Annotated in this window: 22 protein-coding genes; 10 read left to right on the plus strand and 12 right to left on the minus strand. The window is 51.7% G+C overall.

The genetic code is table 11. The annotated features are described in order from the left end of the window. Positions 1-330: 330 nt before the first annotated feature. Positions 331-825 (minus strand): flavin reductase family protein, encoded by a 495-nt coding sequence (locus tag AB9F26_RS12630; RefSeq protein WP_335586935.1) that lies wholly within the window; start codon positions 823-825, stop codon positions 331-333. Positions 826-1,022: 197 nt separating this feature from the next. Between AB9F26_RS12630 and AB9F26_RS12635 the strand changes: the two genes are divergently transcribed. The 6 genes from AB9F26_RS12635 to AB9F26_RS12660 all read left to right on the plus strand — a co-directional run bounded on the left by AB9F26_RS12635 (position 1,023) and on the right by AB9F26_RS12660 (position 4,917). Beyond that, entirely contained in the window at positions 1,023-1,634 is a 612-nt protein-coding gene (locus AB9F26_RS12635) for a ribonuclease D (protein ID WP_039002807.1), read from the plus strand. 75 nt (positions 1,635-1,709) lie between these two features. Further along, positions 1,710-2,306 carry an LPS export ABC transporter periplasmic protein LptC gene (lptC, locus tag AB9F26_RS12640; protein WP_335586933.1) on the plus strand — a complete coding sequence of 199 codons (597 nt, stop codon included), beginning with the start codon at positions 1,710-1,712 and terminating at the stop codon, positions 2,304-2,306. Between the two features lie 15 nt (positions 2,307-2,321). Then, positions 2,322-2,813: an LptA/OstA family protein gene (locus AB9F26_RS12645; RefSeq protein WP_335586932.1), complete on the plus strand. Its 492-nt coding sequence runs from the start codon at positions 2,322-2,324 to the stop codon at positions 2,811-2,813. Positions 2,814-2,816: 3 nt separating this feature from the next. Continuing rightward, complete coding sequence (gene lptB / locus AB9F26_RS12650) at positions 2,817-3,584, plus strand: LPS export ABC transporter ATP-binding protein (protein ID WP_039002811.1); 768 nt, start codon at positions 2,817-2,819, stop codon at positions 3,582-3,584. 253 nt (positions 3,585-3,837) lie between these two features. Further along, positions 3,838-4,413, plus strand: coding sequence for a ribosome hibernation-promoting factor, HPF/YfiA family (gene hpf / locus AB9F26_RS12655; RefSeq protein ID WP_039002812.1), 576 nt, complete (start codon positions 3,838-3,840; stop codon positions 4,411-4,413). 39 nt (positions 4,414-4,452) lie between these two features. Further along, positions 4,453-4,917: a PTS sugar transporter subunit IIA gene (locus tag AB9F26_RS12660; RefSeq protein ID WP_039002921.1), complete on the plus strand. Its 465-nt coding sequence runs from the start codon at positions 4,453-4,455 to the stop codon at positions 4,915-4,917. Here the strand turns inward: AB9F26_RS12660 and AB9F26_RS12665 are convergent. The 8 genes from AB9F26_RS12665 to cysQ all read right to left on the minus strand — a co-directional run bounded on the left by AB9F26_RS12665 (position 4,914) and on the right by cysQ (position 14,363). After that, positions 4,914-6,329, minus strand: coding sequence for a nodulation protein NodH (locus tag AB9F26_RS12665; RefSeq protein WP_369768206.1), 1,416 nt, complete (start codon positions 6,327-6,329; stop codon positions 4,914-4,916). The two genes, AB9F26_RS12660 and AB9F26_RS12665, sit on opposite strands and share 4 nt — an antisense overlap. Before the next feature lie 6 nt (positions 6,330-6,335). Further along, a complete protein-coding gene (locus tag AB9F26_RS12670) occupies positions 6,336-8,033 on the minus strand; it encodes a beta-1,6-N-acetylglucosaminyltransferase (RefSeq protein ID WP_335586929.1) in 1,698 nt (565 codons plus the stop codon). Further along, positions 8,030-8,980 carry a glycosyltransferase family 2 protein gene (locus tag AB9F26_RS12675; protein WP_369768207.1) on the minus strand — a complete coding sequence of 317 codons (951 nt, stop codon included), beginning with the start codon at positions 8,978-8,980 and terminating at the stop codon, positions 8,030-8,032. Before AB9F26_RS12675 ends, AB9F26_RS12670 begins: the two co-directional genes overlap by 4 nt. 108 nt (positions 8,981-9,088) lie before the next feature. Then, on the minus strand, positions 9,089-10,201 hold the full coding sequence (locus AB9F26_RS12680; RefSeq protein ID WP_369768208.1) for a glycosyltransferase family 4 protein: 1,113 nt from the start codon (positions 10,199-10,201) through the stop codon (positions 9,089-9,091). 82 nt (positions 10,202-10,283) lie between these two features. Next, positions 10,284-11,267: a UDP-glucose 4-epimerase GalE gene (galE, locus tag AB9F26_RS12685; RefSeq protein ID WP_369755432.1), complete on the minus strand. Its 984-nt coding sequence runs from the start codon at positions 11,265-11,267 to the stop codon at positions 10,284-10,286. Continuing rightward, complete coding sequence (locus AB9F26_RS12690) at positions 11,264-12,172, minus strand: UTP--glucose-1-phosphate uridylyltransferase (protein ID WP_335583883.1); 909 nt, start codon at positions 12,170-12,172, stop codon at positions 11,264-11,266. Before AB9F26_RS12690 ends, galE begins: the two co-directional genes overlap by 4 nt. A gap of 166 nt (positions 12,173-12,338) precedes the next feature. Further along, a complete protein-coding gene (locus AB9F26_RS12695; RefSeq protein ID WP_335583884.1) occupies positions 12,339-13,565 on the minus strand; it encodes a glycosyltransferase family 2 protein in 1,227 nt (408 codons plus the stop codon). Then, positions 13,566-14,363, minus strand: a complete 798-nt coding sequence (gene cysQ / locus AB9F26_RS12700) for a 3'(2'),5'-bisphosphate nucleotidase CysQ (protein ID WP_335583885.1) — start codon at positions 14,361-14,363, stop codon at positions 13,566-13,568. Between the two features lie 135 nt (positions 14,364-14,498). On the opposite strand from cysQ, the gene AB9F26_RS12705 reads away from it, so the two are divergent. The 4 genes from AB9F26_RS12705 (at position 14,499) to radC (ending at position 19,566) form a co-directional block, all read left to right on the plus strand. Beyond that, the gene (locus AB9F26_RS12705; RefSeq protein WP_369755429.1) at positions 14,499-15,323 is read left to right on the plus strand and encodes an ABC transporter permease; all 825 of its coding nucleotides are present in this window, start codon (positions 14,499-14,501) and stop codon (positions 15,321-15,323) included. 251 nt (positions 15,324-15,574) lie between these two features. Next, complete coding sequence (dnaK, locus tag AB9F26_RS12710) at positions 15,575-17,491, plus strand: molecular chaperone DnaK (RefSeq protein ID WP_039002822.1); 1,917 nt, start codon at positions 15,575-15,577, stop codon at positions 17,489-17,491. 72 nt (positions 17,492-17,563) lie between these two features. After that, positions 17,564-18,712: a molecular chaperone DnaJ gene (gene dnaJ / locus AB9F26_RS12715; RefSeq protein ID WP_369755428.1), complete on the plus strand. Its 1,149-nt coding sequence runs from the start codon at positions 17,564-17,566 to the stop codon at positions 18,710-18,712. 44 nt (positions 18,713-18,756) lie between these two features. Further along, positions 18,757-19,566 (plus strand): DNA repair protein RadC, encoded by an 810-nt coding sequence (radC, locus tag AB9F26_RS12720; protein ID WP_369757709.1) that lies wholly within the window; start codon positions 18,757-18,759, stop codon positions 19,564-19,566. Here radC and AB9F26_RS12725 read toward each other — a convergent pair. From AB9F26_RS12725 to secA, 3 genes are all read right to left on the minus strand, one after another. Then, positions 19,538-21,175 (minus strand): phosphate ABC transporter substrate-binding/OmpA family protein, encoded by a 1,638-nt coding sequence (locus AB9F26_RS12725; protein ID WP_369755426.1) that lies wholly within the window; start codon positions 21,173-21,175, stop codon positions 19,538-19,540. The genes radC and AB9F26_RS12725 overlap by 29 nt on opposite strands. Before the next feature lie 20 nt (positions 21,176-21,195). Then, complete coding sequence (locus AB9F26_RS12730; RefSeq protein WP_335583891.1) at positions 21,196-22,215, minus strand: hypothetical protein; 1,020 nt, start codon at positions 22,213-22,215, stop codon at positions 21,196-21,198. Between the two features lie 148 nt (positions 22,216-22,363). Next, on the minus strand, positions 22,364-25,039 hold the full coding sequence (secA, locus tag AB9F26_RS12735; protein WP_335583892.1) for a preprotein translocase subunit SecA: 2,676 nt from the start codon (positions 25,037-25,039) through the stop codon (positions 22,364-22,366). Positions 25,040-25,136 lie beyond the last annotated feature (97 nt).

Raw genomic sequence — 25,136 nt, forward strand, 5'->3', positions numbered from 1 at the left:
CACCGTCTGGCCTCTCGACCCGTCCAGTGACCCAGTGGAGCATCTCTGCGCCGCCGGTAGAGGGGTTCTAGTCCCACCCACCAAGACCCGCAACCCCTTTTTATGAAAAAGTCATAAAAACCATGCTTTATTATGAAAATTAAATTATAACAACAACTTACCGGATACCTGGCGTGAGCTAAAACTGGCTAATCTGCGTGATCTTCGCGAAAATTGGGTCACAGCCACCCCCAATCCCCATATTTTAATCGAGTCGTGGGTTTGAAGTGACGAGTCGACCCCGACTCAACTGATTCATACTATGCAAATGAGCTACAACTGCCCAAATGGCTACGCGTCGGGGAGGATCGTACCGAAATGCCCGCCATGGAAAAGGAGTGGAGCACCAGCGCCAACATTCACACGTTCGACCTCGCCCACAACGATCGTATGATCGCCTCCTTCATGTATCGCGTGGCGCCGACACTCAAATCGAGCAAGGCATCCCTCTATGAGGGGCACGCCATTTTTGCACTCACTATATAGGTGCGGCTCAAAGGCATGTGGGGTCTTGGCAAACCGTCCACTTAACTCCTGCTGATCCTTGGCGAGAATATGGATGGCGTAGTGCTCAGCATGAATGAAATGCACTGCACGCTTGGAGGCGTTGGCTGGCGACCACAGTACAAGAGGCGGATCAAGCGAAACGGACGCGAAACTATTTGCCGTGATCCCCATGGCCCCTTGCGGAGTCGCAACGGTCACAATCGTAACGCCCGTACCAAAGAGGCCCAGTGCGTCCCGAAAATCGCGGGCTGTTTTACGGCTGGGAATAAAACTGCTCACGTTGTAAATCCTTGGGTCACGAACGTCATGTCATCTCTTTCCGTAAATTCACGCGTCCTTTGTGAAGTATCAGCAATGCCTGAAACAAAGCAATCCTAACCACCCCCGACAGACCGCGGCATTTGGTTTTCCCTTGCCGACAGGTCGATAATCCTCCTAAGTCGCCACAACGCCACGCAAACACCGGACGGGAAAGCATGACAAATCACCTATACCAAAACGATCTTCCCGACGGACTCGACCTTGGACCCGTGGTGGCGATTGATTGTGAGGCCATGGGATTGCATCCACACCGTGACCGTCTTTGTTTGGTACAACTGTCAGGGGGCGACGGAAACGCGCATTTGGTGCAGGTCGCCTTGGGCCAAACCGAAGCACCAAATCTGTGCAAGGTTCTGACCGACCCAGACGTTCTTAAACTGTTTCACTTTGGACGATTTGATATTGCTGCGATGCACAACGCCTTTGGCGCTCTGGCAGCACCAGTATACTGTACAAAAATCGCCTCAAAGCTGGTGCGTACATATACAGACCGTCACGGCCTTAAAAATCTGCTTCAGGAATTGTTGAACGTCGACGTATCCAAACAACAGCAATCAAGCGATTGGGGGGCGCCGAAACTTACGGACGCGCAAATCGCCTATGCTGCCTCGGATGTTTTGTATCTGCATCGCCTGCGCAACAAATTGAACAAGAACCTTGAGCGCGAAGGGCGCGCAGAATTGGCCCAAGCTTGCTTTGATTTTCTACCGCAACGTGCCCTCTTGGATCTCGCTGGCTGGCCGGATCAAGACATCTTTTCCCACTAGGCCACTGGCCGCAGCGTGTATTCCTCCCTATATCACTTGTGGTAACGCAGGAAAAAACGAGCACGATGAAGAGCAATGAAAAATAATACATACTCAATATTCATCTTCTGGGCAAAAATCACTTTGCCTTTGCTCGCGCTCGCCCTCCTGTCGACCGTGTTTTTGCTGGCGCGCCCTATTGATCCTGGCAATGCAATCCCTTTCGCGAAAGTAAACGTCGAGGAACTCGCGCGGGAAAAAGGGATCACGGCCCCCAACTATTCAGGGATTACCCGCGACGGGACGACCATCTCAATCTCAGCCAACTCTGCAAAACCGCAACCAAACGGCGACCGCAGCACGATCACCACCGAAGGCTTTAACGCAGAGTTCGAGTTACCAGAGGGGGCCATCGTTACTCTTGAGTCCGAAACTGGGGTCATAAATACCGACACTCAAAGCGCCCGCCTTGAGGGGAACGTTCGTGTCGTGAGTTCAGTTGGATATGTTGTGAGGTCCGAGCAAGTCGACGCGTCCATATCCGACGCGCGTTTTTCCTCAACAGTGCCGATTTCTGCCGTTGGCCCTGGGGGGAAAATCACCGCTGGATCCATGGAACTCGTTCGACGTAATGAGAACTATCTTCTGGTTTTCAAAGACGGCGTAAAACTGATATACGATCCGAAAGGTTAACTCGGGGTGATTTACATGCGCGCTATTCTAGCGATCTTCTTACTGATTGGCTTTGCTGGTTCAACTTTCGCCCAAGGCACCCAAATTCCTTTTGGGGGCTATGAACACAACGCGAGCCTTCCCGTCGAAGTTATTTCCGATGCTCTCGAAGTCGATCAAGAGACGGGCAACGCCACATTCGTTGGCAACGTGGTCATCGGCCAAGGCGAGATGCGCCTGAACGCGAGCAAAGTTGTTGTGGAATACAAGACGGGTGCGGATCAAACTGGCGGAAAAATCAGCCGCATGGTTGCAAGCGGCGGTGTGGTACTGGTGAACGGCCCCGAGGCCGCAGAGGCAGACGAAGCGGTCTATTCGATAGATAATGCAGAAATCACCATGAGCGGGAATGTGATCCTAACTCAGGGAAATAACGCGCTGTCGTCAACACAAATGGTGGTTGATCTCAATACGGGGCGTGCCCAAATGACTGGCCGCGTCAAAACAATCTTACAGCCGGAAAACTAGAGTATGGCCACTCCCCCAAATCTCACTCTTGCCTCTGAAAGCCGCGACCACGGCCTGTCGATCCGCAATTTGCGCAAAAGTTACCGCCGCAAAACCGTCATTCGGGATGTGTCGATGGAGCTTGCGCGGGGCGAAGTTATCGCGCTTTTGGGGCCGAATGGATCGGGCAAAACGACGTGTTTCTATTCCATCGCGGGCCTAGTGACGCCAGAAGGCGGCCAAGTCATGGTCGACGGGGTTGAGATAACGCTCCTCCCTATGTACCGCCGTGCAAAAATGGGGATCGGCTATCTACCACAAGAAAACTCGATTTTTCGGGGGCTCAGTGTCGAAGACAACATTCTCGCGATTCTCGAAATCTCGGTCAAAAATTCCCATAAACGCCGCGAACGCCTCGAGGAACTCCTTAACGAATTCTCTATTGGCCATCTGCGCCGCGCGCCCGCCTTGTCGCTGTCGGGCGGCGAGCGTCGCCGTGTCGAGATTGCGCGCTGCCTTGCGGCCTCTCCTGAATTTCTCCTTTTGGACGAACCCTTTGCCGGCGTTGACCCTATCGCTGTTGGGGAAATCCGAGAACTCGTCAGTAAGTTGAAGGACCGCAACATTGGCGTGCTCATCACCGACCATAATGTGCGCGAAACTCTCGAAATTGTTGACCGCGCCTATATTCTTCACGACGGGAAAGTTTTGATGAGTGGCACGCCAGATGACGTCGTACGCGACGATAATGTCCGGCGCGTTTACCTCGGGAAAGACTTCCGCGTCTCTTAACTAAACCTTAACGAATCAAGGGTTTGTGCGGAATGCTGCCGCTCTCCCTCACACCCCTATTGACACTTAAACGAATTAAGCGCCCAATGTATGGGATGTATGAAGAACCCCCCATCCTTTGGGCTTTGGCGCCAAGATACAGCCGAAAAACAAGTGCCTATAGCGCACCTTGCATCACGCTACCATTCTTTACTCGAACGTAACGGCCTAGATTCTAGGCTGAAGCATCCAATTTTCGAACCTTGGAGGATAAATGCAGTACCAAATTAGTGGAAAACAAATCGATATCGGTGAAGCTCTTCAAACCCATGTCAAATCTGAAATCGGCGAAATTGTAAAAAAATACGCTGAACGTCCGACCGATGCTCTGATCGTATTTTCCAAAAGCGCAAACGAATATGTTTGCGAATCCACGGTACATCTCTCAACCGGCCTTACAGCAACCGCTAGGGGGCATGCACATGAAATCTATGCCGCTTTTGATTCATGCGGTGAGAAATTAGAGAAGCAATTACGGCGCTATAAACGTCGTTTAAAGGATCATCATCGGGTTAGAACACAGCCTGTTGAACTTTCCTCAGCTTCCACGTATATCCTCGCCGGATCAGAAGCATCAGAAGAACTGGAACCGGAAGACCTGCAACCGATGATCATTGCCGAAATGGAGACGAAAATCGCGTCTCTCTCGGTAGGGGAGGCGGTCATGCAAATGGAACTTTCGGGAACTCCCGTTCTGGTGTTTCGAAATGAAGGAAACAGTGGCGTAAATGTGGTTTATCGGCGAGAAGATGGTAACGTAGGCTGGATAGACCCCACAACAACGAGCTAGGAAATCACCTAGACGACGTCCCGAGCAGAAGTGACAAAAATGGATTTATCAAGAATACTTAAGCCTGAAGCGGTGAAAGTAATCGCAAATGTTACTAGCAAAAAACGCCTCTTCCAAGAGTTGGGAGAGGTTGGGCATTCTATCTATGCCTTCCCCGCAAACGAAGCGGTTGATGCGTTGCAGGAACGGGAAAGTCTTGGACCAACAGGAGTTGGACACGGCGTCGCCCTTCCACATGCTCGCCTAAGGGGTCTGGATTCGGTTGTAGGGGTTTTCTTGCGCCTCGATCGTCGCCTCGATTTTGACTCAGTCGACCGGCAGCCTGTTGATTTGGTTTTCGCTCTCTTTGCGCCAATCGACTCGGGTGTTGAACACCTTAAGGCGTTGGCGCTTGTTTCGCGGACGATGCGTGATGCAAAAATTTGCGAGAAATTGCGCGCAAATGACGATCCGGCCACGCTGCATGCCGTTTTGACCGAGCTTCAGCCCGCTCGCGCGGCTTAGTCGCGCCAAGCTGAAAACCCAAACGTCATATAGTCGCGCTGATAGGCCTCCTGCGCAGCGGTTTCGATTTCTGAATCATAGATATCGTCCAACGAATAGGGAGAATCCTCCCTTTCTGGGTTGCATTCAGGGTTTTCGACGCCAACTCTGAATGCAAGGAACTCTAAATCCGTTTCCAATGTGTCTTCGCGCAACACCATATCAGGTGCCGCAAAAACTCCGAAACCCTGAACAATCGACGCCTGACTTGACCACGCCATGTCATTGCGGAGAGCCGTTTGCCCAGAGAGATTTGCCTTCAAAAACTTAAGAAAACTTAAGAAGGCCGCCCTGTGTTCGTTTCGGTTATATGCGGGCGCATTGATATCATCCGGAATAGGCACATTGTGGACACGCTTCAGTGTTTTTCGAATTTGCGGAAACGAACCGGGCCCCGAGTTTAAAATCGTCCGACAAAACGCTGCGTGCGCTCGGGCTACGGGATGGCGCAAAACCGTAAAACTACGATGACCCACGTTTTCGCGCTTCCACTGGCGAAGGCCCTTTTGGGTAAATTTCTCTTCCAAAACCCCGTTCCCAAGCTCTGTGAGCCAATTTCTGACCCGCGTATTGGGCCCAGATGGCATCGGCATAAAGAGAAGCGGAATACCATTCGCTATGACATACCGATTCACGCTCGCACCGCGAATGGGCTCAAAGTTTGGGGTGCGCGAAAGTCCGAAATGATCCGCCGATTGCAGCGCGCATTCCATTTCTCTTGGATTAGAGACTTTTTCCAGCAGTGGGCTCGGGTTCTGCTTTTTCAAGTTTTTAGAAAGCCCTGCCAATTCCTGTTTAATGCCCAGAAACTTAGCCAACCCATTTATGACATCCAAATCACGAATATCTTCATATCCAATATAAAACGCTGTCTGGCCAGTTGCCTGAAGTGCATGAAGTATGCGCAGTTGAAAACTTTTCAGTCGACCGAGGAAGACTGTAAAGTCAGTGGCATCAAATTTTATCTTGGCCGTTTTGTGATGGGTGACATTCGTGAGTTTCCACTGACCTGTGGCCTTGGCAATTTTCCAACTGATGTAACTTTCCACCGGATTGCGCGTCAGAATGATCTTTGCACATTTTTGGTCCTGCAAGATTGGATCGATAACCCGTGGATCATGGTCGTGGAAAAACCTAAACCCCGCCAGACCGGGGGCGTCGACGATTTTATGGAGAAGCCCTAATGGATCCCGCTCACGCTCAGCGAGGGACATACCGAGCAGCTCATCCCTGTTCGGGTACCCGATAAAATGCGGATTGAAGGCCTCGCCAACACAGGTAAGGCCGTCATAGGCATTGATGTTCGTCTCTAGGAAATTCGACCCAGTTCGCATTTCCGCCAAGACAACGAAATAGTCAAAATTGCTATTCATAAGGCTCTATTTCACCAGGTAAGGCTTGCGCGTGGCCGCAGCGCTATGGCGAGGATCATTCCCAGAGGGGAAATCCCCCATCAAATAGGGGTGCATCCCCTGGTTTTTCAAGTTTTGCAAGAACTGGCTAAATCCAGTCAAATCGACCATACGTGGCGCCTCTGTAAGGCGCCGGTTTGAGCGCGATCCTATGTCATCAATGATCATTTGCAACGGCTCCATGGGTGACTGAATAAAATCCGCCATCGTATAGATATGAACGCGCGCCTTCGTGTAATATGACCGCAGAATATCCAAATGATCGGCCTCAATTTTCTGTTGCTCCGCAGAGACTTTGCGGATTTCAGAAAAGTTCAGATTCGAGTTAAACAAGGGCACCGACCATGCTCCGGAAATCACGGTAACACTCGCGTTTGGGTCACGGGCAAGGAACCAACTGATGTCCTGAGAATCGCGCGGGCCGAATTGAAAAACCTGCCGTTCACCCCGTGTATTCCAAAGCAGGTTTCGCAGAAAATCTGCTGGCGCGTAATCCCGAAGCTCTGCACTATCAGAGAGGCATCCCGCAAAGGCTCTCTCGCGCCCCGCATATTCAACGCGTTCAGGTCCGAAAAGGTGCCCGTGGACACGCGCACCAGTCGCCCGCGCCATCCAATCCTCAAAGTCCAGAAAGAGGTCCGAAAACCCCTCCAAAATAGTATATTGGGCTGCAGTGACACCGTTTTCCCAGCCCTCGTTTGGAAGTCGACTTTGCATCACAAGGCCGGCACGCCCCTGCGTGCGACGCTCCACTGCTTTGGAGAAAATACGGTCAATTTTACCTGGGTTTGGTTCGGCGACCTTCATCGCATGTTCTGAATCCGTGAGGAGCGCGTCATAAAGCTTGTTCGCCTTTGCCCATATTTTCCGTGCCACAAAACAATCAGAGCGGCGCAAAAGCTGTAGGTGATCGTCATAAAAAATGTGTGGCTTGCCCTGAAAATCAAACTTAGAAAGTGTGAGAGACCGGCTTTCAATATTAGATGAATAAATACGTGCAAGCGTCTGATAGTAACTTTCGTCCGGAATCCAAACCCGTTTAAAGTAGCGATCATATTTTTCACGATCTGGATCTTCCAAAATTGCTGAGAGTGTCTGACGTGTTAGGCACCACCACTGAGACCCCATATGTGGTACCAACCCGAGGGGAACACGGCGTTTGAACCTTAGGAGCCGCTGAATCTTAACGTACTTATCAAAGGCGCGACGATTGTGTTTCCAAGAGAAGGGAAACCGCAGGGTAAACCGCTCTTTATCCAACCCGCCGACGGTCCATGGGACATCGTCAGTGGTTGCGCTTTCGATGAAATCCGTTCGCGGTCGCTCTTTTAAATAGTCTACCAACTCACTTACGGGCCGAAGTGGGAGGCATGATCCAGACGCAAGATATACATGGCGAACTTCCGGAAAATTCGCGAGCATCATTTCCGACGCGGTTTGGGACGCAGCAACCAACGACCACCGCCCCCATTCGCACCGATGTCGTTCACAAAACATAACGTCTTCAAGGTCCGCCAAAGCCCGCACGAGACTCTTATAGCCCTCCTGTCCGACCGACTTATCAACGTGAATAACGACGGGACAATCGCTGGCCTGCCAATGGCGAGCAAGTTGGGCTGCGCGGTGCAGGTCGTCGTGAACAAGCATGACAATGCCAACGCTCATGCCCAGTTCCCCTTCGACATCAAACCCAAAATTTCGAGCTGCCTCCAGTTGATGAATTTCTCACTCCATTTGCACCAAAGGTCGGGATCTTTCGCTAGATTGGCGGCGTAAGCTTTGTACTCATGACTATTGGCGTAATGCTGTTTGCGCTGAAGTTCTTCGCTCGCCTTCGAGCCAAACGTGTCCAAGAACTTCGCGTGCATCAGGCAACCGCTCGCCTTCTCCCCACCCCATTCGTCGTAAACGAGGTTTAGCCCGCGCGGCAAAAGCATGTGACTACTGCTTTTGTAGGCGTATTTCTTGTCCCATTTCACAAGAGGAATTTTATTTAACGCAGGCGCGCGTTCCGGCGCATCGGGGAAGAAACACCGTGCCCTCGGCCCCCCCTGAATCCACAGGTTTCCATACTGGCTGTTCTTTTTGTAGGTGTAATTCCCACTGTCAAACCAGCTCGCAATTTCAAACGGGTCTTGACCAGAGCGATACGGAACGGCGTCGATGCGTCCCTTAGGATACATGTCTAGCAACGTTGCGGAAAAACTCTTCACCGAGGATGCGTCAAGCCAATCCGTAAGGGCACTTATGGAGCGGGAATCGCAAAATGGGAAAACTAGAAACTCATCAACATCGACCACAAGACTCCAATGGCCGTGCGCGTATTTCATTTGTAGATGATTCAGCCAATCAACGCCAAAACGCGACCGTTTGTAACTGTGCTTTGTGGTCCATACCGAAACGTCCGGCTGATCGGCAAGAAACTCACGGGATCCATCATCGCTGTCGTTATCAACAAAGAAAAAATGGTTCACACCCATGTTTCTGTAATAACGCAAAAAATAGGGCAGGCGGATTTTCTCGTTTCGTATTGTCGAGAAAGACAGGATATCGCCAGGTTTTATGAGCGCGGTGCGATCCACAACACTGCGCAGTTCGTTCTTTTTGCGCATCGCCCTCAAGCGCCACCTTTTGCGCTCAACACGCAATCGATATGATGTAGCTATGCCCAATACGTTCCCCAAAACATCACAAGTGTTTGTCTTACCTGCAAATCAATATCACGCGACCTTTAAGACCTTATTGAAATGCGCCTCCCATGTGGGCATTTTTTTTAGATCAAATTGTAACGCTGTTTTTTCTCGCTTTCTACGCGCAAGTTTTTGTATCGCTAGCTCCCATAAATAACGATCTGAAGTGTCTGCGTAAATGGGTATATCACCCAAAAACTCGCGATAGACCGGCAAATCTCCGCAAATAACGGGGGTTTGCTGAAGAATGGCCTCCGCTGGAGGAAGCCCATAGCCTTCAGCAATGGAGGGGAAGAGCATGCCCGCTGACCGCTCCACAATCTGGGCAACGGCCCGATCCGACAAATTATTAAACTCGACCACGTTTCTCGGCTTTAAATCCAGTCGTTTGAACACTGCTTCGTTTTTCCAGCCGCGCGCCCCGATAATGACCAATTGCGGCGAATTCGTTTTATTTTCCAACCCTTCCCATATGTCCAGCAGTAGGGCGTGGTTTTTTCTAGGCTCAATGGTGCCAACCGTCACGAAATATCCCTTATTGGGGTCGATTTCCGGCGGAAGCGCGCCCTCTGGTGGCGTGGGTGTCGTAAGCCCCAAATGCGCTACGATAGATTTAGGCACTCTACCCATTTTTGAAAAATGGCGTGTCGCGTCCAATTTGCTTTGCTCGGAATTAAAAATCACGAGGTCGGCAAACAACGACACGCGGGACATTTTTTGTTTGAATTTCTCAACACTACCATCCCTTTGAAATTCTGGATAATCCAAAGGAATTGTATCGTGAACGAGTACAGAAATTTGTCCGCCGTTTGCTTGTATAGCGCGAAACACCACATCACTGATGTTGCTGTGCCCCACATTCAAATAGGAAAACCCACGCGGTAAAACATCGACCAAACGGCGCACGTCCTTGGCGGATGCGACGGCCAAGCGTCGACAATCTGACTGCACGCGCAGCTGAATAGGGCTTTGTTTGAACCGAAACACACTCTTTAGATCGTGCCGCCCCCAAGGCGTTTTTCCAGTCATCCGAGAGAGAAGTTCAAGCGTGCCCTCCTCGCTTAGGAGGGTAAAGCCACCCGAAATTCGTATGAGGGAAAAGAGCGGTATCGGATCACGCAATAATGCATGCAAATAGGCCATTTCGACACGATCCACCCCTGTCAGTGGCCCACGCCCTACACGGCTCACGAGACGAGATAAGTCGAGCAATCTTGCAGGAGGATTATTTCGTGTAGTGTCCGTTTTGGTGCCAACGCCAAGCATCAGTAATCATCGCCTCCAAAGTTGACCTCGTCGGGGTCCATCCAAGTTCTTTTTCGGCTCTAACACTGCCAGAAACAAGCTTCGTGCAGTCCCCCGCCCGTCGCGGTCCCTCGAAAAAAGGGACTTCGCGATTGGTGACCATTTTTGAGTTCGAGATCACCTCCCGCACAGAAAATCCCACACCCGTTCCAAGATTGAAAACGCGATTACCCTTTTCTTCTTCCAGCCACTTAAGACCCAAAACATGCGCGTCAACAAGGTCGCAAACGTGAACGTAATCGCGAATGCAGGTGCCGTCCGGCGTATCATAATCAGTCCCAAAAACAGTCAAAGCGTCCCGCTTTCCGTCGATCGCATCGAGCATCAGCGGTACGAGGTGTGTCTCTGGCTGATGGAACTCCCCAACTTCGCCCTCGGGGTCCGCCCCTGCAACATTGAAATAGCGGAAAATGACATGGTTCAACCCGTAACTTGCCCCGAAGTTAGCAAGAATATCTTCAATTGCTCGTTTACTCGCGCCATACGCATTAATCGGGACTTGCGGGCAATTTTCATCGAGAGTTACGTCGTCTTGCTCGCCGTAGGTTGCGCAGGTGGATGAAAATACGAAATTCTTGCAGCCTGCCGCGACTGTCGCTTCGATCAATACCAAGCTGCCCGCGACATTGTTGTGCCAATATTTTCCAGGGTCAGACATGCTCTCGCCAACTTGAGAAAGCGCGGCGAAATGCATGACGGCAATGGGGTTATAGCGCGCGAAAACACTGTCTAACGCGGCCCTATCCGTCAATTCTCCGCGTTCAAATGGCCCGAATTTAACGGCGTCTTCCCACCCCGTGCACAGATTATCAAAGGTTACGGGATTATAGCCTGCGGCTTTCAATGCTTTGCACGCGTGCGAGCCAATATAGCCAGCACCGCCCGTGACCAAAACATTTGTCATCCAACCGCCCCTAACTGAGCAGCTTTGCGACGGGCCATCATCGACGTAATGTAGGCCAACAATTCATCGCGCAAATCTTCGCGGGCAAGACCGAACGCGACCGTAGCTTGCAGAAACCCTGCTTTAGAGCCGCAATCAAATCGCTCCCCCTTGAAGCGAAACCCATGGACATCTCGCCCATGGGTGATTTCTTCGGCGATCGCGTCCGTAAGTTGCACTTCACCGCCCGCACCCTGCTTCATCTTGTTCAAAGTTCGCAAAACATCTGGGGTGATAATATAACGCCCAATAACGGCAAGGTTTGACGGCTCTTCTCCTAGAGGGGGTTTTTCCACCATCCCCTTAGCCGAAACGAGCTGACCTTTGTCATCCAATATGTCCAAAATCCCATAAGACGACGTTTTCTCCGGCGGTACCTCCATAGCCGCAACCATGCATCCGCCCGTTTCTTCGTAGGCCTCGACCATCTGCTGCAAACAAGGGGTTTCGGCGGCGATAACATCGTCGGGAAGAATGACCGCAATAGGCTCGTTCGACACAAGGCGACGCGCGCACCAAACAGCATGTCCAAGCCCCATCGACTTGTGTTGACGGATGTAGGCAATCGCGCCGCTCTCCATGTTAGTGTCTTTTAGCACCTCAAGAAGTTCGTCTTTGCCCTTCTTGCGCAATTCATTTTCGAGCTGCGGAGCGTGGTCGAAATAGTCTTCCAGAGCGCCTTTGCCGCGCGACGTCACAAAAATAAACTCTTTAATCCCCGCAGCACGTGCTTCATCAATTGCATATTGGATCAGCGGACGGTCGACCAAAGTCATGATCTCCTTTGGCACCGATTTCGTCGCCGGAAGAAACCGTGTCCCCAGTCCTGCTACAGGGAAGATTGCTTTTGTAACTTTACGTTTCATATTCAACTCAGAAAATTGTTTTAAACAGTCACTCATGCCAAACGAGCTGGCCTTACTTTAACCGCTTAAAAGTAAAAAAGGAATGTACCTCTACATCATTCGGGGCGTGATAACACAGTTTTGCATCCATAGGACCCACAAATTCCCCACTCGGAATATATGTCACTCAAAAAGCGCGAAACTGATTGCTGCGCGCTACCTCGTCCCTAACCCGACTGCGAAAACCATAAATTTGGAAGTACGGCTGGTTTCGGTTCGACTTGCCGAAAATCCCTCCGTTTTGCTCCCAAAACCCGTCTTCGGTAAAGGTAATACGGTGGAAAAGGGAAGTTGGACTGAGAACCACCAATGTGACCCTATTCTTGGCCGATACAAGAATTTTTGCTTGTTTACGGAGGCGTTTTCTTTGCCAAATACGACCCGAAAGCACGTGATGGTTATACGGGGTCTGCATGAATTTTTCGAAAACCGCGCCGTTGGTCGGCAATTCCGGAAGCGAAATCAGTTTTGCATTCGAACCGGATTGATGCCCCGCCTCCAAAGACCGCATCAAGCCAAGCACATCACTTGGCTCTAGCGCGCCGCTTTGCATAAACCGAAGGAGACGCTTTCGTTGCTCAATACGCTCCACACGCCACGCCATTTGCGCATCAACTTGATCGGCATATTTGCGATGAAACAGCGCAATCGACCGGCCAATATCGAACAGAGATTTCGGCACCCGCTCGCTATTGCGACGCTTGGAAGGAAGGTACCCATGGTGGACCTGCGCAAGTGGAACGATTGCCGTGGATCGACCCGCAATAGCCAAGCGCATATTCACGTCAGTTTCATCCAGGTAGAACGCAAAAACAGGGTCAAACCCGCCCATTTTCATCAATATATCTCGCCGAAACGCACAGTTTGTACCCTCGGTTTTTACGGCCTGACACTCGGGCGGAGAAAAAACCATAGGGTTCCGACTTGGGACCCGCAGAGGGCGCGTGCGCCCAGCGGTATCAACACTGCTCGCGCGCCACTGAAACGAAATGCCGTTGCGCGCCCGAACATAGCCTCCGGCGGCGGCCACATTTGGATCCCCGAATGGTTCGGTTAGGCGCATCAGCCAACTCGGTTCGGGAACCGCATCGTCATCGATAAAGGCAACAATCTCTCCGGCGGCCATCGCGAGCCCCAAGTTGCGGGCTTGGGAAATATTGGCTTCGTCAAAAAACGCTGTCTTAATCTGCGCGCTAAACGGGAGGTCAGCCACAACATCCAGCCCAGCCACGTCCGCCACGACGATCACCTCGAAATCTGGGTGGTTAAGTTGAGAAACCCCCAAAAGACAGCGCGCGAGAGCCTTGGGGCGCTCGCGGCTGACGATAATAATGCTTGCGGCGGGTGTGCTCATTTAAGCCTTTTTCAACGTGACGCCCGGTGCATAGGCAATAAAAAACGGATTGGCGTATTCTGCTTTGCCATAGGTCAATGGGGTGTGGTCATCGAAACGAACAACATCGCCCCCTGCGCCGAGCAAAACAGCATGGCCTGCCGCTGTGTCCCACTCCATCGTGCGGCCAACGCGGGGGTAAAGGTCAGCTTCGCCTGTTGCGATCAAACAGAACTTAAGCGACGACCCCGCGCTCTTGCTGTCTTTGATGGCGTATTTGTTGATGTAATCCTCAGTCGCCTGATCACGGTGCGATTTGGAGGCAACGATCATCAAGCCAGAATTGTTAGGGTTAGAGACGGATATTGCCTTAGTTGGCCCCACTTTATCCTTGGCGAAGTCACCCGTTTCTTCCACGGATTTCCCATCAGCACCGGTATAGAATAGCCGGTTTTTCGCGGGGGCATAGACAACGCCGCGAATGGGTTTCCCGTCAACAACATAGGCAATATTTACCGTGAAATCACCACGGCGAAGGACGAATTCTTTTGTGCCATCGAGGGGGTCCACAATAATGAAAGTGTCCGCTTTCTGTGCATGGGAGTCCGCTTGCTCCTCCGTCACGAGCGTCACATCGGGAAATTCCGCGCGAATACCTGCGGAAATAATTGCGTCCGCCGCTTCGTCGGCTTCGGTCACTGGGCTGTCGTCCGATTTGGTTTTAACCTCAAAATCGTCTGAATTGTAGATTTCCATAATTTTGTCGCCCGCTTCGAGCGCCAGACGGCGAAAAACGAGGTTAAGGTGGTCAAAATCCAAGAGGTTTCTCCTAAAACAGTGTATTCTTGTGTTTCTTTATCGCCCCCTTAATATCTCATGGTAAAGGAACAGCAAGAATTCCTTGCGATAGTAGCGCAATTCATTCCTTACAGCCCTCGGCAGGACAGCTAAAATATGTTTCAGGTACAACCGCAAAAACACAAAGGCCTTCACACAGCCATTGCTATCCTCGAACTTATTTACCATTCGACCGTGCGCGAAGTTCGGAAATCACACGGAAATGCCCTTATCGGCCTCTTATTGAATATGATGCAAACCGTCGTGTTGGTTGTTGCATTCTATGTGATGTTTTCGGTTTTAGGCCTGCGAGGAAGCGCCATCCGTGGCGACTTCCTGTTGTATATCATGTCGGGAATTTTCCTTTTCATGACCCACACCAAGGCGATGGGCGCTGTTGTGGGTGCCCCTGGACCTACCTCTGCGATGATGCTTCATGCGCCGATGAACACTGTTGTCGCCATTTGCTCGTCTGCTTTGGCGGCGTTGTATATTCAAATTCTGTCGGTGAGTGTCGTCCTGTTTTTATACCACACGGCGATTACTCCAATCACGATCAACCAACCCGCCGGTGCTTTTGCCATGTTGTTGTTGGCCTGGGCGACTGGTGTGTCAATTGGAATGGTGTTTCTCGCCGCCAAGCCTTGGGCTCCAGGCTTTATCGGACTTGCAGCCACGATCTATGCTCGGGCGAACATGATCGCCTCCGGCAAAATGTTTCTCGCCAAAACGCTCCCTGGATGGATGCTTTCCCTCTTCGACTGGAACCCCCTCTTTCACGTTATCGATCAATGCCGCGGCTTTGTGTTTATCAATTACATCGCGACGGTGAGTTCCATCAGTTACCCAGTCAAAGTCACCATAGCCCTCACGATGATTGGGTTGATGGGAGAGTTCTATACGCGCAAACATGCGTCGATCAGTTGGAGCGCTGGTAGATAGTCACCCCTCCGTCACCATCGTTCGCTAAAAATTTAGAGAATTGTCCGTTGAAAAAGGTGGCATGACTCGTTTTTTTCCACAAAAAACTCGCTGCTTTTGGGTTCAACGGCTTGCAGGCCTAAGGACCCAGCCCTATATACCCAAAGAAGCTTGATCAGGGGCAACTCTGGTTACCAATTGAATCGGAGCCGAGATGCCTAGCATGGGTCCGCGTTCCGCAACATCGCCTAACTCAAAAGGGGTACTACAATATGGCTAAAGTCATCGGCATTGACCTTGGAACTACAAACTCTTGCGTCGCCATCATGGATGGATCGCAACCACGTGTAATTGAAAACGCAGAAGGTGCACGCACAACGCCTTCGATCGTTGCGTTTTCCGACGATGAACGTCTGGTGGGCCAGCCCGCAAAAAGACAAGCCGTCACCAATCCAGAGAACACAATTTTTGGTGTGAAGCGCCTTGTTGGCCGTCGCGCTGATGACAAGCATTTGGCCAAAGACAAAGCGAACCTGCCCTTCGACGTGATCGACGGTGGCAATGGTGACGCTTGGGTCAAAGTTAAGGGTGACAAATACTCACCTAGCCAAATCTCCGCTTTCATCCTTCAAAAAATGAAAGAAACCGCCGAGAGCTATCTTGGTGAAGAAGTGACACAGGCGGTTATCACCGTTCCCGCGTACTTCAACGATGCACAGCGCCAAGCCACAAAAGACGCTGGTAAAATCGCTGGTCTTGAAGTGCTGCGGATCATCAACGAGCCAACCGCTGCGGCGCTGGCCTATGGTCTGGACAAAAAAGAAACACAAACCATCGCGGTCTATGACCTTGGTGGCGGTACATTCGACGTTACCATCCTAGAAATTGACGATGGCCTCTTTGAAGTAAAATCCACAAATGGCGATACTTTCCTTGGTGGGGAAGACTTCGACATGCGTATCGTGACTTACCTCGCGGGTGAGTTCAAAAAAGAGAACGGCGTTGACCTGACCAAAGACAAGATGGCGTTGCAACGTCTCAAAGAAGCTGCCGAGAAAGCAAAAATCGAGCTTTCCTCCGCGAGCCAAACTGAGATCAACCAACCGTTCATTTCGATGGATCCAAAATCCGGCCAACCTCTTCACCTCGTGCTCAAACTGACACGCGCGAAATTGGAAAGCCTTGTAGGCGATTTGATCAAAGCTTCCTTGAAGCCTTGTAAAGATGCTCTCAAAGACGCTGGCCTCTCGACTGGTGACATCGACGAGATCGTTCTCGTTGGCGGTATGACTCGTATGCCAAAAGTCATCGAAGAAGTGTCCAAGTTCTTTGGCAAAGAGCCAAACAAAGGTGTGAACCCAGACGAAGTTGTGGCCATGGGCGCTGCAATTCAAGCGGGTGTTCTTCAGGGCGACGTCAAAGACGTTGTACTCTTGGACGTGACGCCTCTGTCGCTTGGTATCGAAACACTTGGTGGCGTGTTCACACGCTTGATCGATCGCAACACAACGATCCCAACCAAGAAATCGCAAATCTTCTCGACTGCCGAAGACAACCAAAACGCTGTGACGTTGCGGGTGTTCCAAGGCGAGCGCGAATTGGCAGCGGACAACAAAATCCTCGGCCAGTTTAACCTAGAGAACATTCCACCAGCGCCACGTGGCCTGCCCCAGATCGAAGTGACCTTCGACATCGATGCCAACGGTATCGTTGAAGTGGGCGCCAAAGACAAAGGCACTGGCAAAGAGCACAAAATCACCATCCAAGCTTCGGGTGGCCTCTCAGACGAGGATATCGAAGCAATGGTGAAAGACGCTGAAGAGAACGCGGATTCTGACAAAGAGCGCAAAGAGCTTATCGAAGCACGGAACCAAGCCGAAAGCTTGATCCACAGCACCGAAAAAGCCATGGAAGAGCACAAAGATAAAGTCGATCCAACAACGATCGAAGCTATCGAACTCTCCATTGCAGCGTTGCAAGATGATCTTGAGACTGACAATGCCGAGAAAATCAAATCTGGGGTTCAGAACGTTACTGAAGCTTCGATGAAACTGGGCGAGGCAATCTACAAGTCTAGCCAAGAAGAAGCCCAAGAAGAGCCTTCTGGGGTCGACGAAGCTGGTAGCAAGGGTGATGACGACATCATGGATGCCGATTTCGAAGACTTGGACGACGATAAACGCTCCTAATAAGGCGCTCGCCTTTAAGACCGGCCCGAAACAAGTCGGGCCGGTTTTTGCGTTCCCAAAGGGGATAATAACATGTCAAAACGTGACTTTTACGAAACTCTTGGCGTCGCCAAAGGTGCTTCAGCGGACGAAATCAAAAAAGGATTTCGTACGAAAGCCAAAGAGCTACATCCAGATAGCAATCCCGACAATCCCAATGCTGAGTCCGAATTCAAAGAAGCGAATGCAGCTTACGAGGTCCTGAAAGACGCCGAAAAGAAAGCCGCCTATGACCGTTATGGCCATGCAGCTTTTGAAGGCGGAATGGGCGGCGCGCGTCAGGGACATCCTGGACAGGGCAATGGCGATTTTGCCTCTGCTTTCTCCGATGTGTTCGACGACCTTTTTGGCGATTTTATGGGCGGACGTGGCGGCGGTGGCCCGCGCACCCGTGCCCAACGCGGGTCCGATTTACGCTATAGCATGCGCGTTAACCTAGAAGATGCCTACACAGGTTTGCAGAAAACGATCACGGTTCCTACATCTGTGGGCTGTGAAAAATGTTCTGGAACGGGCTCGGAAAGCGGCGTTGAGCCAGTTGCGTGCCCGACCTGCTCTGGCATGGGTAAAGTCCGCGCCCAACAAGGGTTTTTCACCGTCGAACGCACCTGCCCAACGTGCTCGGGTACCGGTCAATTGATCAAAAACCCCTGCACGGAATGTAGTGGGGCTGGACGGACAGAAAAGAACCGTTCCTTGTCTGTGAATATCCCAGCAGGCGTCGAAACTGGTAATCGCATCCGCCTTTCTGGCGAAGGTGAAGCCGGTTTGCGCGGCGGGCCAGCTGGCGACCTCTATATCTTTATCGAAGTTGAAAATCATACGATTTTTGAACGCGATGGGGTAAACCTTCAGTGTCGCATTCCGGTAAGTATGGTTTCTGCGTCGCTTGGTGGTGACATTGAGGTACCAACAATTGACGGCGGACGCAGTCGGGTTAAGATCCCGTCGGGAAGCCAATCTGGTCGCCAAATGCGTCTTCGCGGCAAGGGTATGCCCGCACTTCGCGGTGGGCCAACCGGCGATATGTTTATCGAGTTGGCCGTTGAAACGCCGGTAAACCTCACAAGTCGCCAAAAAGAACTCCTTCGGGAATTCGGTGGCATTGAGGCCGATAATAGCCCCGAAGAGAGTAGCTTTTTCTCCAAAGTGAAAACCTTCTGGGACGGTATGAAGAGTTAACTCAAATTAACTAAATTTTTAGAGAATCGTTTCAAGTTAGACCTATGAACTTGAAACGATTCTTTTCCGAAAGACCCCTGCCCATGTTCGATATGGATGTGGATGAGGTGCGCCAGCCGAGGAACTCGCAAGCGCAGGGTAGAAAGCCCAGTCATCGGCAAGAAAACTCTCAAGAAAAACAGCCAAGCTATATTCGCGACCATCGGAAACGCTTGCGGGAACGGTTCCTCCTTGGCGGGGCCACTGCCCTCCCCGATTACGAAATGCTCGAACTTGTCCTGTTCCGCGCCATTCCCCGACAAGATGTAAAGCCGCTTGCCCGTCTTCTGCTCGAGACGTTTGGCGACTTTAATCGTGTGATTTCAGCACCAAGAGAGCGGCTTTTACCAATCCGAGGCGTTGGAGAGTCCGTCATTTGTGAGCTTAAAATCATTGAAGCTGCCGCACAGCGCCTCGCGCGCAGCCGTATCATGCAGCAACATGTGATATCGGGATGGGACGCCATTGTGGACTATTGCCACACGACAATGGCCCACCGCGAGACCGAGCAATTCCGCATTTTGTTTCTTGATCGCAAGAACGTTCTGATTGCTGACGAGGAGCAGGCGCGCGGAACCGTGGATCATGTGCCAGTTTACCCACGCGAAGTCGTAAAGCGAGCGCTTGAACTCAACGCCTCGGCGATCATTCTGGTTCACAACCACCCGTCGGGTGATCCCACCCCATCACAAGCGGACATCACAGTCACAGCGCAAATCAATGACGCGGCGCTGGCTTTGGGGCTCACATTGCACGACCACCTTATCGTGGGAAAATCCCGTGAACTCAGTTTTCGGGCTGAGGGCTATCTGTAGCAGCAGAATTTTCGGATGCTTCCAAGGGAGGTTCAGGTTGCTCTGGCGGGCGGAGGGGCCCAAGCCAAGTCTCAACACGCCGGTTGACCCTGCTGCCCCATTCCGTTTCATCACAGGCCATGGGCATCGCCTCGCCAAACCCTTTGGACGTGACGCCCATGCGATTGGGATCAAACAAAGTCGCTTCCCGCAGCACTGCCGTCTCCACGACCTGTGCACGGCGAAGCGCGATTTTCCGGTTTGCCGCCGCTCCTCCGTCTCCATCGCTAAATCCAACAAATGTCACGGAACGGTCGCCAAAGATGCCCGCCTCAAGGACCTCGGCCAAGCGTTCAACATTCGCACGTGACTGTGCATCCAGACGCGAGGAGCCCGGCTCAAACCGAAAGGTTGTTGTCACCCGCTGTCCGTCTCGCAACTCAGCAACCATTTCTTGGAGATCGGAAAGCGAGGTTTCATTGCCTGCCTGCAGGATTGCATTCGCAAGTCGCTCCCCCTGTGAATTCATCGGTATCTCCAACGGGGTTTGGTTCACAAAACCATCATCGGCCACAATTTGGGCGGCTTCTGGTGTAGACAAAAATGCAAAAAACTCGCGGATGACTTTCGGGAAGCGACGATTGGGGACATAAAGGAATAACGGGGCTGTAAGGGGATAGTCTTCCGTTTTTACAGCTTCATGTGTCGCCTGAAACGGAAACCCGCAGCCTCCCAAAAGCGACATAGGTACGCTATTTCCCAAACTTGAAAGGCCGGTCAAACCCAGCGCAAAGGGGCTGCGAGAAACGGCGTCGCTCAGTGCTTCGTCGCGGGTGTGGCGCTGTGCGGACGGTGCGAATTGCTGATCTAGCGTCAACATCTCGCTGGAGATTTTTTGGAGCAAACCTGCGCCAGCGTCCCTTAGATGAAGCTCAATGGGAACGTCGATTCCCCCCAATTCTTGCCAATTTGAAATCTCTCCTGACAAAACTTTGGAAAGTTGACCAAGAGAAATGGCGGCAACTGGATTATTTTTTGCGATGATCGGAATGACGCCATCAAGCCCGAGAATTCTTGCATTTTTCGCAAGATTGAGATTCCCGAGGCCCGTTTCAATGGCCTTTGATTGCTCGGCGGCGGTAGCCTCCCGAAGGGAAACCGCAAGATCGGCGTCCTCTGCGAGGAATTGCTCCATCCCGTAATCGGAAGTTCCTAGATCAAACTGAATACGAGCGACCGCCGTTCCGCCATCTTTTTGGGCCAGAACAATCGTGAAATCGGTGTCCGAGGTAACTTCACGCGCCGCATCATACCCGTGCTTTTGCGCAAACCGTTCAAAAAGAGACGGGAGCAGTATTCCAGCCACTCCCTGCGCTCCTGCGATGGAAAGTTCCGCAACATACCCTTCGAGGTTCGGACAGGCGGGCCCCGAACAGTAAACGCCCGATCCATCGAGGGTCAGGACACCATATTCAGTGTCGACGCGATAGAATTCACCGTCATAACTGACCAGAGCCCCAGATAAAGTAACGCCGCCATCAAGAGATGACAAAGTCACATCTTGGGAGTGCGCCAACAGGGGCGTAAATACGAAAAGTGCGGCGCAAACCGCCGCACGAAGGATGTTCATACGCATGCCCGAAATAAAATTTAGTTCAGAGCGATTTTTAGGTCCCGAAGCAGATTATTCAACACCAAAAAGTCGCCAATGGCGTCACAATCCGGCATTGTCAGCCCTAAATCAACCACTTCTACACCCGTTGTCGATTTTGGTTGCATTACTTTGGCCAAAATCTCGCGGCCACAGTTAAAGGAAGTGATTTCCGCTTCGACAGAAAGACGGACAGCACCGTCACGGCGAATAGCCCCAGACGGGAAACTATATACTTCTGCGTGCATTGAATCGGGACTATCCCCTTCGCCAATTTGCGTCATGAAACCACCAAGCGCTCCGGTAGCATAAGCAACTTTTCGAGAAGAATTCTTCCAAACATGTCCTGCTTGGCCATAGTCGGCGCCAAACTCCAGCGCATGTATTTCTAAGCCCGTGCGGCCCTTCCACTGTAATGCAACCCGCTCAAAATCGTCAAAATCACTCACGTGCAAGGTCGTTACCGCACTTTGACCACCCGCGAACGTGACAGAAATAGTGGGGTCTTTTGACATCGCTGGATGTGAAAGCTCGGCCAAACCGACCGTAGTGGTTACCCCCGTTACCGCAAGTTCCCCTTGGCGAAGCACAAACGTTTCGCTTGGCGCACAGCTCGCCGAAAGCTTCACTGTGATCATTGCCGCCGGGCCCGCTAGAGCTTCGAGCTTGGTGGAGCAAGGCACGCCATAGGCGCTGTATGTCGGCGCTTTTTTAACTGGGTTGGGGCCGAGGGTATCGAGCATCCGTGCCGATACATTCGACGTATAACTTTTCAATAGAAGATGCGCCATGGTCGCCTCGGGAGCAAAAGGCAACCCGTGAGGGTCGTTTGCAGGGGCAGACGTGTGTTGGACCGTTTTTGGATCCACCAACGAAACACCAGCGCCTGTGCTCACTTGATCGGAGTCGGAGGGTGCAAAAATCGCATTGTTGCCCTCACTGTTCTGAAGCGCATAGCCAATGGAAAACGCTGCGGCAAAGCTCGCAAGCACGTAAACGAAATTTCCCTTCAAACGCATGGCTTCCTCCAATCGATTTACTCGACTCCTATCATTCAACCCAAAATGAGGCCGAATTTGGGCGCACTTTGGGCCATTCTCAGATTGCGACAGGGATTGAGAGCCATGACTGGAGATTGCGCCGCCCAAGACTTGAGCGACGCGCTTCTTAGATTTTACCGTGGCAATGTTTGAATTTCTCACCAGAACCACAAGGACAGAGATCATTGCGCGCGGGGTCGCCCCACGTTTCTGGATTGTTTTCGTCAAACCCCTCAGTGGTCGCTTTCGGCAATGCGGCCTGTTGCGCTGCCACAGCCGCTTGCTGCTGGGCTTTGTATTGCTCCAGTTGTGCGCGCTGCATGGTCTCGATTTCTTCGCGCGAGGGCAATCGTGCGAGTTGCTCACTGACTTCTTCGCGCAAGGTGTCGAGCAAAATCTCGAACAGTTGGAAGCTTTCAGTTTTGTACTCGTTCAATGGATCCCGTTGCGCATACCCACGAAACCCAACGACCGAACGAAGGTGTTCCAAAGTCAGGAGATGTTCGCGCCACTTCCCGTCGATTGTCCGCAGCAAAATCTGCTTTTCGATCCCGCGCATTTCTTCTGGGCCAAAATCCGCAGCCTTGGCGGCCATAAATTTGTCGGCAGCATCACACAAACGTTCCCGCACATCGGAATCATCTACACCTTCTTCGCGGGCCCATTCGATCACCGGAGCATCCACCCCGATTTTCTTAAGGATCTCAGCATAGAGGCCCTCTGTATCCCACTGTTCGGCATAGGATTTCGCTGGCATGTGAATGTCGACCAGATCATCAATGACCTGATGGCGCATGTCCTGCACGATTTCAGAGAGGTCTTGAGATTCCATAATTTCACGGCGCTGAAAGAAGATCGCTTTGCGCTGGTCGTTCATCACGTCGTCAAATTTCAGAAGTTGTTTCCGTTGGTCAAAGTTACGGCCTTCGACTTTGGCTTGTGCTTTTTCGAGGGATTTATTGACCCAGGGGTGCACAATGGCTTCGCCCTCTTTCATCCCGAGGCTCGACAAAACTTTGTCCAAACGTTCTGAACCAAAAATCCGCATCAAATCATCTTCGAGAGATAAGAAGAACGACGAGCGGCCTGGATCGCCTTGGCGACCTGAACGGCCACGCAACTGGTTATCAATCCGGCGACTTTCGTGGCGTTCAGTTGCCAACACAAACAGACCACCGGCCTCTTTGACTTTTTCTTTCTCTGCTGCAATCTCGGCTAGAAGCGCCTCTTTATCTGTGTTTGAGTCGGCGTCAAGCGCCTGCTCCAGCCGTAGGTCGGCGTTGCCGCCAAGCTGAATATCGGTACCACGCCCCGCCATATTCGTCGCAATCGTCACCGCGCCAAAACGGCCTGCATCGGCAACAATCTGCGCCTCTTTTTCGTGCTGGCGTGCATTCAAAACGTTGTGTGTAACGCCCGCTTCTTTGAGTAGACCCGAGAGGAATTCCGACTTCTCGATCGAAGTTGTCCCCACAAGGATCGGCTGACCCTTTGCGTGCGCTTCTTCAATAGCGATGACAACGCCTGCGAATTTCTCTTTTGCGGTCCGGAACACTTGGTCATGCTCGTCAATCCGAACAATCGGGCGGTTTGTTGGCACTTCAACAACGCCGAGATTATAAATTTCGGCGAACTCAGCCGCCTCAGTAAGCGCGGTTCCCGTCATGCCGGCGAGTTTGCCATACAAGCGGAAATAATTCTGGAACGTCACCGAAGCATGGGTGACGTTTTCGGGCTTGATATCGACGCCCTCTTTGGCCTCAATCGCTTGATGCAAGCCGTCAGACAAACGACGCCCCGCCATCATCCGACCGGTAAACTCGTCGATCAACATCACTTCGCCATCGCGCATGATATAGTCTTTATCGCGGGTAAAAAGCTTGTGAGCTTTGAGGCCTTGGTTGACGTGGTGCACCACGGTCGTGCTTTCCGGATCATAGAGCGATTGCTCGGCGGGCAAGATACCGTGCTCATGCAACAAGGCTTCGAGGAAATCGTTACCGTCTTCAGAGAAAGTAACGTTTTTGGTTTTCTCGTCGTGCGTGAAATGCTCTTCGGTCAAGCTTGGGATCAGCTTGTCGATGGAAATGTACAACTCGCTGCGATCTTGGGCAGGTCCGGAAATAATCAACGGTGTCCGTGCTTCGTCGATCAAAATGGAGTCGACCTCATCCACAATCGCATAATGGTGGCCGCGCTGTGCCAATTGGCCCAATTCGGACCGCATGTTGTCGCGAAGATAGTCAAACGCCAGTTCATTGTTCGTGGCATAGGTAATGTCGCATTTATACGCGGCTTTTTTCTCTTCATCCTGCTGCTGTGGATAGACCACACCCGTTGTCATACCCAAAGCACTGTAAACTTGGCTCATCCACTCGGCGTCGCGTTTGGCGAGGTAGTCATTCACCGTCACAATGTGAACACCCTCCCGCGTCAAGGCGTTCAAGTAGGCCGCGAAGGTCGCCATGAGGGTTTTCCCCTCGCCCGTTTTCATCTCAGCGATATTGCCGCGATGTAGAAAAATACCGGCCATCAACTGGGTATCAAAAGCCCGCAAACCCAACGCGCGTCGCGCGGCTTCCCGCACATTGGCAAAGGCTTCGGGGAGAAGGTCATCGAGCTTTTCGCCCTTTTGAGCGCGCTCGGACAGTTCCAGTGTTTTCTCTTTGATGCCTTCGTCGGTCAGGGCTTCAAATTCAGGCTCAAGATCATTGATCTTTTGCACAAGCGGGCGTGTCGATTTGACCAGACGATCATTCGGTGAACCAAAGACTTTTTTGGTGATTTTTCCGATACCCAGCATAAATTCTCCGCTTGAACACTTCTATTGGTTGGTTCGTTTGAACCTTGCCTTGATCCGCCTTAAAAGCGGGCTTATCAAGGGCCAAATGACTGGCACG

This window comes from Falsihalocynthiibacter sp. BN13B15, from assembly GCF_041205415.1.
Classification (GTDB): domain Bacteria; phylum Pseudomonadota; class Alphaproteobacteria; order Rhodobacterales; family Rhodobacteraceae; genus Falsihalocynthiibacter; species Falsihalocynthiibacter arcticus.